Annotated in this window: 5 protein-coding genes; 1 reads left to right on the forward strand and 4 read right to left on the reverse strand. The window is 76.3% G+C overall.

Going from position 1 to position 12,044, the window contains the following annotated elements:
* Nucleotides 1-4: 4 nt before the first annotated feature.
* From ACFWTC_RS19325 to ACFWTC_RS19335, 3 genes are all read right to left on the reverse strand, one after another.
* Entirely contained in the window at nucleotides 5-3,493 is a 3,489-nt protein-coding gene (locus ACFWTC_RS19325; RefSeq protein WP_384026931.1) for an ATP-dependent helicase, read from the reverse strand.
* A gap of 132 nt (nucleotides 3,494-3,625) precedes the next feature.
* Complete coding sequence (locus ACFWTC_RS19330; protein WP_384026934.1) at nucleotides 3,626-7,258, reverse strand: ATP-dependent helicase; 3,633 nt, start codon at nucleotides 7,256-7,258, stop codon at nucleotides 3,626-3,628.
* A gap of 258 nt (nucleotides 7,259-7,516) precedes the next feature.
* A complete protein-coding gene (locus ACFWTC_RS19335) occupies nucleotides 7,517-7,882 on the reverse strand; it encodes an MGMT family protein (RefSeq protein WP_384026937.1) in 366 nt (121 codons plus the stop codon).
* 110 nt (nucleotides 7,883-7,992) lie between these two features.
* Between ACFWTC_RS19335 and ACFWTC_RS19340 the strand changes: the two genes are divergently transcribed.
* Complete coding sequence (locus tag ACFWTC_RS19340) at nucleotides 7,993-10,920, forward strand: YbhN family protein (protein ID WP_384026940.1); 2,928 nt, start codon at nucleotides 7,993-7,995, stop codon at nucleotides 10,918-10,920.
* A gap of 114 nt (nucleotides 10,921-11,034) precedes the next feature.
* Here the strand turns inward: ACFWTC_RS19340 and ACFWTC_RS19345 are convergent, their stop codons facing one another.
* The gene (locus tag ACFWTC_RS19345) at nucleotides 11,035-11,961 is read right to left on the reverse strand and encodes a YwiC-like family protein (RefSeq protein ID WP_383927820.1); all 927 of its coding nucleotides are present in this window, start codon (nucleotides 11,959-11,961) and stop codon (nucleotides 11,035-11,037) included.
* Between the last annotated feature and the right edge of the window lie 83 nt (nucleotides 11,962-12,044).

The following is a 12,044-nucleotide window of genomic DNA, read 5'->3' on the forward strand; positions in this document are numbered from 1 at the left end:
GAGCCTAGCCGTCCGCCTGGTGGTCACCGTCCGTGCCCGGTTCGCCTTGGAGGATCCGCTCAAGGCGGGCCCGGTCGGGGAGGTCGCGGGGCCGGATCACGCGGCCGCTGCGGACGTGGAGGAAGACGGCGGCGACCCGGTCGAGGGGGGTACCGGTGGCTTCCGCCCAGGCGAGGCGGTAGACGGCGAGCTGGAGCGGGTCGGCCTCGGTGGTGCGGCCGGTCTTCCAGTCGACGATCTCGTACGAGCCGTCGGGGTTCGCGTAGACGGCGTCGATCCGGCCCCGGATGACGCGGCCGGCCAGGGTGATCTGGACCGGGGCCTCCATGCGGTGCGGAGGCCGGTCGGCGTACGGGCTGCGCTCGAAGGCGGCCTTGAGGGAGGCGAGGTCGGCCTCGTCGGCGATCTCCTGGTCGGAGCCGGGCAGCTCCGTTGCGGGGTCCAGGACGTCGAGCATCGGGAGGGGCAGCTCGTCGAAGCGGGACTCGACCCAGGCGTGGAACCGGGTGCCCTGGCGGGCGGCGGGCTGTGGCGGCTTGGGCATGGGCCGGGCGAGGTCGCGGGCGAAGCCCTGCTCGTCGGCGGCGAGCCGGAGCAGCTGGCTGGCGGACAGCGCGGAGGGCAGCTCGACGTCCCGGACGGCCGCGCGGGCACGGCGGAGCTCGCCCTCCAGGGCGTCGAGGTCCCGGTCCCAGGAGGCGATGGCGCGGGCGTCCTCCGGGGTCGGGCGGCCCGCGGCGGGGCCGGCGGGCGGCACGGGCCCACCCCCGGCCCCCGGCCGGGCCTCCCACGGCTCGGCGGCCCAGGGGTCCTCCGCCCAGGGGTCCTCGGGGTGGGGCCGGGCGGCCGCGGGGGCGTGCGGGGCGCCGTCCGGAGCGTCGGGGGCGTACGGGTCGGGGTCCGGCCACGGGGCCTCGTCGTGGGACGGGTCCTCGCAGTCCGGGGGCCAGAGGTACGGCTCCTCCCCGGCGGGCGCCGGCGGCGGGGCCGCCAGGTAGGACTCCACCAGCGAGGCCGCCGCGCGGCGCAGCCGCAGGGAGTCACGGTCCAGCGGGAGCGGCCAGGAGTGGTCCGCCCCGGCCTCGCCGGCCAGGGCCGGGTTCTCCGCGTCGGCGTCGGGCTCGGGGGCCCAGGCCTCGATCTCCCCGAACCCGGCGGCGCAGTGCCCGTACAGCGCGGTGAGGAAATCGGACGGTCCGCGGCGCTTCTTCTGGGTCGGGCCCCACCAGTGGCCGGAGGCCAGGAGGAGGGAGCGCGGGCGGGTGAAGGTCACGTAGCCGAGGCGGAGCTCCTCCACGGCCTTGTGGTCCTTCAGGGCGGCCTTGAAGGCCTTCAGGCCGGCCGAGGTCCACGCCGGGTCCCCCGGCAGGGTGGGGGCGTCCCCGCGCAGCGCGTACGGGAGCACCTTGGCGTACGAGGTCCAGGACTCCGGCGGCTTCTCCTTGGGGAAGGAGCCCGCGCAGAGGTCGGGGACGACGACCACGTCCCACTCCAGCCCCTTGGACTTGTGGGCCGTCAGCACCTTCACCGTGTTCTCGCCGCCGGGCAACGCGTGGTCCAGGCCCTTCTCGTACTGCGCCGCGGTCCGCAGGAAGGCGAGGAAGGCGAGCAGCGAGGCCTCGCCGTCCAGGGCGGCGAAGCCGGCGGCGACGTCCATGAAGTTCGACAGGGTCTCGCGGCGGCGGGCGGCCAGCGCGTGCGGGGACGCGGACAGCTCGACCTCCAGGCCGGTCGCCGTCAGCACCCGGTGCAGTACGTCCATCAGCGGGTCCGCGAGCGAGCGCCGCAGGTCGCGCAGCTCCTGGGCGAGGTGCGCGAAGCGGACCCGGGCCTCCGCCGAGAAGGGCAGGTCGTCGGAGGCCTGCCCGGCTCCGTCGAGGAACGTCTCCAGGGCGTCGGCCAGCGACACGATCTCGGCCGGGTCGACCCCTTCGACGGCCGCCGCGAGCCGCTCGTCGGCGTCCGTCCGCGGGCTGCCGGGGGCCCGGCCGATCAGCAGCCGCGCCCGCCGCCCCAGCAGGGCCAGGTCGCGCGCGCCGATCCGCCAGCGCGGGCCGACGAGGAGGCGGACGAGGGAGGCGTTGGCGCCGGGGTCCTGGAGCACCTCGCAGACGGCGACCAGGTCGGCGACCTCGGGCAGGTGGAGGAGCCCGGAGAGGCCGACGACCTCGACGGGGACGTCCCGGTCCACCAGGACGGCCTGGATGCGCGCGAAGTCCCCGGCGGAGCGGCACAGCACGGCGATCTCCCGCGGCTGCGTCCCGGTGCGGACCAGGTGGGCGACGGAGTCGGCGAGCCAGTCCAGCTCCTCGGCGTGCGTCGGCAGCAGGGCGCAGCGGACGGTGCCGTCGCGCTCCGCGCCGGGCGCCGGGCGCAGCGCCTCGACGCCCTCGTGCATGGCCCGCAGCGGGGCGGCGAGGCCGTTGGCCAACTCCAGCAGGCGGCCGCCGCTGCGCCGGTTCTCGCTGAGCGAGAAGCGGGTGGCGGGGCTGCCGCCGGCGTGCGGGAAGTGCTCGGGGAAGTCGTCGAGGTTGGCCACGGAGGCGCCGCGCCAGCCGTAGATCGCCTGGCAGGGGTCGCCGACGGCGGTCACGGGGTGCCCGCTGCCCGCGCCGAAGAGCCCCGACAGCAGCAGCCGCTGCGCGACGGAGGTGTCCTGGTACTCGTCGAGCAGGACCACCCGGAACTCCTCGCGCAGCAGCGCGCCCACCTCGGGCCGGGTGGTGGCGAGCCGCGCGGAGAGGGCTATCTGGTCGCTGAAGTCGAAGAGGTCGCGGGAGCGTTTCGCGGCGCGGTAGCGGGCGACGAGCTCCAGCAGTTCGAGGCGGCCGCGCACCGCCTCGGGCACCTTGCGCAGGTCCTCGTTGCTGAGCTTGGTTCCCGCGAGGGTGTCCAGCAGGGCGGTGTCCCAGGCGCGCAGCTCGGGCGGCTCGACCAGGTGCTCGGAGAGCTCCGCGTCGAGCGCGAGCAGGTCGCTGACCAGGTCGGGGACGGACTTGGTGAGCGAGGGGTACGGCCCGGGGGCCTCGCGCAGCACCTTCGCGGCGAGCTGGAAGCGGGTGGCGTCGGCGAGCAGGCGGGAGCTGGGCTCCAGGCCGATGCGCAGGCCGTGGTCCTTCAGCAGCTGGCCGGCGAAGGCGTGGTACGTGGAGATGCGCGGCTCGCCGCCGGCCGCGTCGGCGTCGGCCGGGGAGGGGTCCGGGTCGGTGATGCCGGCCCGGGCGAGGGCCTTGCGCACGCGCTCGGCGAGCTCGCCGGCGGCCTTGTTGGTGAAGGTCAGGCCGAGGACCTGTTCGGGCGCGACCGCCCCGGTGCCCACGAGCCAGACCACGCGGGCCGCCATGACGGTGGTCTTGCCGGAGCCGGCGCCCGCGACGATCACCTGGGGGGCGGGCGGGGCGGTGACGCACGCCAGCTGTTCGGGCGTGAAGGGGATGCCGAGGAGCTCCTTGAGCTGCTCGGGGTCGGCGAGGACGTGACTGCGCGCGGGCACGTGAAAAGGCTAGCCGTCCGCGCTGACACTCCCCGCCGACCCGTCTCCCGCCGGGTCCGGACCCCGGCTTCCCCGCTCCCCCGGCGGCTCCCGCGCCGCCCGGCGGCTCCCGCGCATCCGTGCCGTACGGCGTCACTCCACCGTCTGGCGGCCCTCCGGGCGGGCGCTGCACGAGCTGCGGAAGGAGCAGTGGTCGCAGTGGCGGCCGACGGCGGGCGCGAAGCGTTCGTCCAGGACCCGTCCGGCGGCGGTGGCCAGCAGGTCGCCGACCCACTCGCCGTCGAGCGGCTGCTGCGCCTGGATCCTGGGCACGGCGTCGCCGCCGTCCCGTACGGCCGCGCCTTGGCGGAGCTGGACCAGTTCGGCGCCGCCGGGCGGCGGGCGGCGGCCGTCGAAGGCCTCGTCGACGGCGCCTTCGCGGACGGCGAGCTGGTAGACGGCGAGCTGGGGGTGGCGGGCCACCTCGTCCTTGGTGGGCGACGCCTTGCCGGTCTTGAAGTCGACGACGTACGCGCGCCCCTGCGGGTCCGCCTCGACGCGGTCCATGGAGCCCCGGATGCGGACGGCGTACTCGCCGGCGTCGAGGGTGACGTCGAACTCGTGCTCCGTGGCGACGGCCTCCCGGCCGCCCCGGTCGGTGGTGTGCCAGCGCAGGAAGCGCTCCAGGGCGGTGCGGGCGTTCTCCTTCTCCTGGGCCGACTTCCAGGGCGCGTCGAAGGCGAGGGCGTCCCAGACGGAGTCGAGGCGTTCCATGAGGACGGCGAGGTCGGCGGGGGTGCGGCCGGAGGCGACCTCGTCGGCCAGGACGTGGACGACGTTGCCGAAGCCCTGGGCGGCTGTGGAGGGGGCGTCGGCCTTGACCTCGCGGCCGAGGAACCACTGGAGGGAGCACGTGTGGGCGAGCTGCTCCAGGGCGCTGCCGGACAGGGCGACGGGCCGGTCCCGGTCGCGGAGCGGGACGGTGCTGCGGGTGGGCTCGTACAGGCCCCACCAGCGCTGCGGGTGCGCGGCGGGGACCAGCGGGCGGTCCTCGTCGTCGGTGAGCGCGGCGAGCCGGGCGAGGCGGCGGGCGGCCGCGTCGCGCAGGGCGGGCGAGGCCTCGGGGTCGACGGTGGTGGCGCGGAGCTCGGCGACGAGCGCCGGGACGGCGAGGGGCCGGCGGGGGCGGCCGGTGACGTCCTTGGGCGGTACGCCGAGCTCGGTGAGGAAGCGGGAGGGCTGGTCGCCGTCCTCGGCGGGGGCCTTGACGGCGGTGACGACGAGGCGTTCGCGGGCGCGGGTGGCCGCCACGTAGAAGAGCCGGCGCTCCTCGGCGAGCAGGGCGCCGGGGGTGAGGGGTTCGGCGAGCCCGTCGCGCCCGATGCGGTCGGCCTCCAGCAGGGAGCCGCGGCGGCGCAGGTCGGGCCACAGGCCCTCCTGGACGCCGGCGACGACGACGAGGGACCACTCCAGGCCCTTGGAGCGGTGGGCGGTCATCAGGCGGACGGCGTCGGAGCGGACCGCGCGGCCGGTCAGGGTGTCGGCGGCGATGTCCTCGGCTTCGAGCTGTTCGAGGAAGTTGAGGGCGCCGCGGCCGCCGGTGCGCTCCTCGGCGCGGGCGGCGGTGTCGAAGAGGGCGCAGACGGCGTCGAGGTCGCGGTCGGCGTTGCGGCCGGCCGCGCCGCCGCGGCGGGCGCTCCGCTCCAGGCGCTGCGGCCAGGGGGTGCCGTCCCAGAGGGCCCAGAGGGCCTCTTCGGCGGTGCCGCCGCCCTGGAGCAGCTCGCGGGCCTTGCGCAGGAGCAGGCCGAGGCGCTGGGCGCCGCGGGCGTAGGCGGGGTCGTGGGCGGTGAGCCGCTCGGGCTCGGCCAGCGCGCGGGCGAGCAGCGCGTCGGAGGGCGCGGGCACCGTGACGCCGGCGGCGCGCTCCTCGTCGCGCAGGGCCCGGCCGAGGCGGCGGAGGTCGGCGGCGTCCATTGCGCCGAGCGGCGAGGCGAGCAGCGCGAGGGCCGCCTCGACGCCGATCCACCCTCCGCCGGCCGGGTCTCCGGCGGTGGGCTCGGCCGGGTCTCCGGCGGTGGGCTCGGCCGGGTCTCCGGCGGTGGGCTCGAGGGCCTCGGCGGGCTCGGGCTGCTCGGTGCCGGAGGCGGGGCCCTCGGTGGCCGGGGCGGCTGCGGCGGGCAGGGACCGCCCGGCTCCGGCCACGGTGCCACCGGACGCCGGCTCCGCTTCCGCGGGGCGGAGCGCCGGACCGGCGCCGGGGGCGGTCGGCTCGGGGGCGGTCGGCTCGGGGGCGGGCTCGGCGGGTGTGCCCGGCGGGGGGGGCTCGGTTCCGTCGGCGGCGGGGCCCGGGACGAGCGCCGCGTCCGCCGCCTCCGCCGCGTCGCCGGGCGGGCGGTCCGGGGCCGGTTCTGCTGCGCGGGGGGACGGGAGGGGGGCCGGGGTGGCGGCCGTGGCCGCGGTGCGCAGGGCCGTCAGCAGGGGGGCGACCGCCGGTTCGTGCCGCAGGGGGGAGCCCGAGGCGTCCGTCTCGGTCGGGACCCCCGCCGTGTTCAGCGCCCGCCGCATCGCCGGGAGGGTGCGGCCGCCGGAGCGGACCAGGACGGCCATGTCCTGCCACGGCACCCCGTCCTCCAGGTGGGCCCGGCGCAGGACGTCGGCGATGTTGTCGAGCTCCGCCCCGGCGGTGGGGTACGTGTACACCTCGACCCGGCCGCCCTCCCGTACGGACTGGAGCGCGCGGTGGGCCCGTACGGCGGCGGACGGCAGCCGCGGCACCGGCATGCGCGTGGTGAGCAGCCGGGTGGCGGCCAGCAGGGCCGCGCCCGAGCGGCGGCCCACCGTCAGCGCGCGGACCGCCGCGCCCGGGAAGGCCGATTCGAAGTCGAGGACGTTGTTGATGTCGGCGCCGCGGAAGGCGTAGATCGACTGGTCGGGGTCGCCGAAGGCGATCAGCGTGCCGCCGGGGCCGGTCAGTGCCCGCAGCAGGCGCAGCTGCGAGGCGTCCGTGTCCTGGTACTCGTCCACGAGGATCACGTCGTACGCGGAGGCGAGCGCCGGGGTGCGCTCCGCGAGGAGGACCGCGCGGTGGAGGAGTTCCGCGTAGTCCAGCGTGCCCTGCATGTCCAGGACGTCCAGGTACTCGGAGAGGAAGGCCGCCGCCGCCTTCCAGTCCGGGCGCCCGATCCGGGTCGCGAAGGAGTCGAGGGCGGCCGGGCCCAGGCCCAGTTCGCGGGCGCGGGCCAGCACCGCGCGGACCTCGTCGGCGAAGCCGCGCGTGGTCAGCGCGGCCCGCAGGTCGTCGGGCCAGCGGATGGACCGGATCCGGCGCTGGCCCTCCAGCAGGGTGCGGACCATCACGTCCTGCTCGGGGCCGGACAGCAGCCGCAGCGGGTCGGCGAAGAGGTCGGTGTCCTGGTGGGCGCGGACCAGGCCGTAGCAGAAGGAGTGGAAGGTGGTGGCCTGCGGCGCCCGCGCGCCGCCGAGCCGCACGGCGGCCCGGTCGCGGAGTTCGACGGCGGCCTTGCGGCTGAAGGTGAGGATCAGGATCCGGGCGGGGTCGGTTCCCGCCTCGACGCGGGCGGCGACCGACTCCACCAGGGTGGTGGTCTTTCCGGTGCCCGGTCCGGCCAGGACCAGCAGGGGTCCGCCGGCGTGGTCAACCACCGCGCGCTGCGCTGCGTCCAGAACAGGGGGATCCACCCGTTCCGGCCCGGTGCGCACGAGGCGGTACGCGTCGGGGGTCCGCGTGCGCCGCCGTGCGGTGCGGTCGGAGGAAGAGGTGATCACGTGAGCTGCCGGTCCTGGTGGGTCTGCGGGTGGTACGGGGGTCGCGGTGCCCGTCGCGGACGGGCGGTCCGCGCGGTGCGGCGGCGCCGCGGGGGTCCCGGCGGCGGCTGTCGCGACGCCCGCCGCGACGGCCCCGGCCGGGGCCGAAGGGGCAACGCTACGTCAACCGCGTGCCCCCGCGCAGTTCCTCCGCGTCCCCCGTACGGGCCTTCGCACGGGCGCTCGACCGCCCGTCCGGGCCGCGCATGGCCGAAGCTGTCAGGTGTGAGCCTCGTCGCGCTTGTCGTCCCGTCCGGGGTCCGGGCTCCCGTCCCAGCGCGCCCGGCGCATGTCCAGCCTGGGCCCGCCGCCGGCCGTCGGACGCAGCGGCGTGGCCTCGGCCCGGTAGTGCTCCAGGGCGCGCCGCTCGCTCCCCGGGAGGGGTACGCCGTCCGCCCGCACCACGCGCCACCAGGGCACGGTTCCCCCGTGCAGGGCCATGACGCGCCCGACTTGGCGCGGACCGCCCTCGCCGAGCCACTCGGCGACGTCGCCGTACGTCATCACCCGGCCGGGCGGAATCCGCTCGGCCACCTCCAGTACGCGCTCCGCGTAGGCGGGCAGTTCCTCGCTCATCCGGCCCATGGTGCAGCACGTCGGCCGCCCCTCCGCGGAAGATTGGGTTCCGCACCGGCGCGCACCCTGATGCCCCGCGCTCCCGTCGGTCCGTGCCACCATCTTCCGGGCGGTGACTGGTGATACGTGATCAAGAAGAGACGGAAGTGACGACGAAGGAGCAGGGTGTGAGCCCTCCGGACGGCGCGGATCCAGACGACGGCGCGCGCCCGGACGACGGCCCCGCCCCGCGCCCCGGCCGACCGCGCCCGGACCGCTGGGAGCCGGACCACCGCCGTCCGAACGGCGACCGCGAGACCGACGGGCCGGACGCCGGCGACGGCCGCGGCGGCCGCAAGGGCCCGGCGGGCCCCGGCGCCCCCGCGGGCTCCGGCGAACCCGACCGCGACCCCGACCCCGACGCCGACCCCGACCGCGACCCCACCGCCGACCGCGATTTCGCCGGCAGCGAGCCGGAGGGCCTGCACGGACACGCCCCGACGGAGGCCGACCGCGTCGAGGTCGACGAACCGCTGCTCGCTGCCCGCGTGCACCGCCCCTCCGACCTCGTGCGGCTCCTCGTCGGCATCCTCGGCATCGCCGTCGTGCTCGGCATCTCCGCCTTCGCCCACGGCACGACCGCCGGACTGCAGGCCGACATCAAGGAGGGCACGGGCGCGGCGCCGGACCTGCTGATCAAGGTCGCGGCCCTGGTGTCGAGCATCGCCGTGCTCCTGCTGCCCGTGGCCTTCGCCATCGAGCGGCTGATCAAGCGCGACGGACTGCGCATCGCCGACGGCGTGCTGGCCGCCGTCCTCGCGCACGGGGTGACGCTCGCCACCGACCTGTGGGTCTCCCAGGCCGCCCCCGACACCATCCAGGAGGCGCTGACCCGGCCCGCCGGGGTCGGCGGGGCCCTCACCGATCCGGTACACGGCTACCTCGCGCCCGTGATCGCGTACATGACCGCGGTCGGGATGACGCGCAGACCCCGCTGGCGGGTCGCCCTGTGGGTGGTCCTGCTGCTCGACGCGTTCACGATGCTGGTCGGCGGCTACACCACCCCCTTCTCGATCATCCTGACGGTGCTGCTCGGCTGGAGCGTCGCGTACGGGACGCTGTACGCGGTCGGCTCGCCCAACGTCCGGCCCACCGGCCACACCCTCCTCGCGGGACTGCGCCGGGTCGGGTTCCGCCCGGTCAGCGCGATGCGCGCGGACCAGGGCGACGGGGCCGATGTGAGCGAGGTCAGCGACCGGGGCCGGCGCTACCACGTCACCCTGGAGGACGGCCCGCCCCTCGACGTCACCGTCGTCGACCGCGAGCAGCAGGCCCAGGGCTTCTTCTACCGGGTCTGGCGCCGACTCACCCTGCGCGGGATCACCACGCGGCGCAGCCTGCAGTCCCTGCGCCAGGCGCTGGAGCAGGAGGCTCTGCTCGCGTACGCGGCGATCGCGGCCGGGGCGAACGCGCCGAAGCTGATCGCCACCTCCGAGCTGGGCCCGGACGCCGTGATGCTCGTCTACGAGCACCTGGGCGGCCGGACCCTGGACGCCCTCCCCGACGAGGAGATCACCGACGAGCTGAGCCGCAACGCCTGGGAGCAGGTACGGGCCCTGCAGTCGCGGCGCATCGCGCACCGGCGGCTCACAGGTGACGCCCTCGTGGTGGATCGTTCCGGCAACGTCATCCTCACCGACCTGCGGGGCGGTGAGATCGCCGCCGGGGACCTGGTGCTCCGGATGGACATCGCGCAGCTGCTGACCACGCTCGGCCTGCGGGTCGGGGCGGAGCGGTCGGTGGCGTCGGCGGTGTCGGTGCTCGGCCCGGACGCGGTGGCGGACTGCCTGCCGCTGCTCCAGCCGATCGCGCTGAGCCGCTCCACCCGGTCCACGCTGCGCCTGCTGGCGCGGGAGCGGGCGGACCGGGAGCGGGAGGCCGTGCTGGAGTCCTCACGTGCGGCGAAGGCGGCCCGTGAGGCGGACGCGGCGGCGAGGTCGGCCTCCGCCGACCGCAAGGCCGAGAAGAGGGCGCTGGACGACGCGCTGGACGGGGCGCGGGAGGAGGACCTGCTGAGCCAGATCCGCCGGCAGGTGCTGCTGATCCGCCCGCAGGCCCCCGTGGAGCCGGCCCGGCTGGAGCGGATCCGGCCGCGCACGCTGGTGTCGTTCATCGCGGGCGCGTTCGGTGCGTACTTCCTGCTGACGCAGCTGGCGCACGTCCCCCTCGCGGAGACCGTCGCGGAGGCGCAGTGGGGCTGGGTCGGGGCGGCGATGGCCTTCTCGGTGCTGACCTACTTCGCAGCCGCGATGAGCCTGCTGGGCTTCGTGCCGGAGCGGGTGTCGTTCCTGCGGACGGTCGTGGCGCAGGTGGCCGGGTCGTTCGTGAAGCTGGTGGCTCCGGCGGCGGTCGGCGGTGTCGCGCTGAACACGCGGTTCCTGCAGCGGGCGGGGGTCCGGCCGGGGCTCGCGGTCGCGAGCGTCGGAGCCTCGCAGCTGTTCGGCCTGGCCAGCCACGTCCTGCTGCTGCTGTCGTTCGGTTACCTGACCGGCACCGAGAAGACCCCGGAGATGACCCCGTCCCGGACGGTGATCGCGGGTCTGCTGACGGTGGCGGTGCTGGTGCTGGTGGTGACGGCGGTCCCGTTCATGCGGAAGTTCGTGGTGACGCGGGTACGGGCGCTGTTCGCGGGCGTGGTGCCGCGCATGCTGGACGTGCTCCAGCGGCCGCAGAAGCTGGTGACGGGCATCGGCGGGATGCTGCTGCTGACGGGCTGCTTCGTGATGTGCCTGGACGCGTCCATCCGGGCGTTCGGGGGCGGCGAGGCCATCAGCTACGCGAGCATCGCGGTGGTGTTCCTGGCGGGCAACGCGCTGGGGTCGGCGGCCCCCACACCGGGCGGCATGGGCGCGGTGGAGGCCACGCTGACGCTGGGCCTGGTCGCGGCCGGGCTGGAGAAGGAGGTCGCGATCTCGGCGGTCCTGCTGTTCCGGCTGATGACGTTCTGGCTGCCGGTGCTGCCGGGGTGGATCTCGTTCAACTTCCTGACGCGCAAGGAGGCCATCTAGCCTCCCGGCCGGGGTACCGGTGCACGGCGGCCGCCCCTCCCGGGGACCGGCCCCGGATACCCCGGCACGGTCAAACCCTCGGGGCTGCGCCCCGGGGGCCCGGAGCCCGGCGGGTCAGAAGGCGAGGGTCAGGGTCAGGAGGAGGGCCGCCGAGCAGGCGAGTTCGATCGCGCCGACCACCGGGACGCGCAGCCCCCGGCCCGGGAGGGCGGCGGCGCGGGCGAGGTAGGCGGCGAAGGACAGGGCCAGCCACGGCGAGAGGCAGGCGGCCACCGCCAGGGCGACCGCGTGGTAGGCGGCCGAACCCCGGCGGTAGGCCGGCGAGTTCTGCTCCCGGATCATCGTCTTCACGTACGGGACCGTCCCCGCGAAGTACAGCAGGCAGGCCAGCGCCGGCGCCCGCGCGGCGCCCGTCGCGCCCCCGCCCAGCCGCTCCGCGACCAGCAGCATCCCGCAGGCCGGGACCACCGCCGCCAGGCCGTTGACCAGGGCCCGCTCGCGGCCGCGCAGCGCGTGGCGGGTGTTCACCGCCACGAACGGCGCGGCGAGCAGCGCCGCCACGACCAGCCAGGGGTGCGCCACCGCGAGCGGGAGCGCCGCCGCCACGAAGGCCGCCCCGAAGGCCACGGCCGGCCGGCCGTGCCGCCGGGCCGAGCGCAGCCCGCGCGCGTGCAGCCGGAGCCACTGCTGGGCGTGGAACACCGCGACGTATCCGAGCAGCCAGGCCGCGAACAGCAGTGCGTGCGCCCACCCCGGCCGGGGGGCGAGCAGGGTGCCCGCGAGGAACGGCACGGCCAGCATGGCCCATGCGCCGTGCTGGTCCGGGAGCCAGGTGTACCCCCCTCTGCGGCCGCCCGCCGCGCGTTTGGCTTTCGCCCCCGCACACGCACCCGCTCCCGCTCCCGCTCCCGTCCGCCGCCCTTTCCACTGGGACTTCGGCACGAATGGGAATTCCATCGCGTGATTTCCCGCCGCCCTCCACGAGTTGGGCCCTCCCAGCCTGACATCCACTCGGCCCGGGAAAGTGCGGAAAGAGGTCATGCCCGCACGGGACCTTTGTCACCGCTTTCACTGATTTCACGGGCGTAGCGTCAGAAGCGGGTCCTCTTGCCCGGACCGCCACT

The organism is Streptomyces sp. NPDC058619 (assembly GCF_042717785.1).
Classification (GTDB): domain Bacteria; phylum Actinomycetota; class Actinomycetes; order Streptomycetales; family Streptomycetaceae; genus Streptomyces.

Excerpts from the sequence above, each read along its gene's own strand:
- ACFWTC_RS19335 (WP_384026937.1), bottom strand. The coding sequence starts at position 7,882 with ATGGGCCGGATGAGCGAGGAACTGCCCGCCTACGCGGAGCGCGTACTG.
- ACFWTC_RS19345 (WP_383927820.1), bottom strand. The coding sequence starts at position 11,961 with ATGACCTCTTTCCGCACTTTCCCGGGCCGAGTGGATGTCAGGCTGGGA.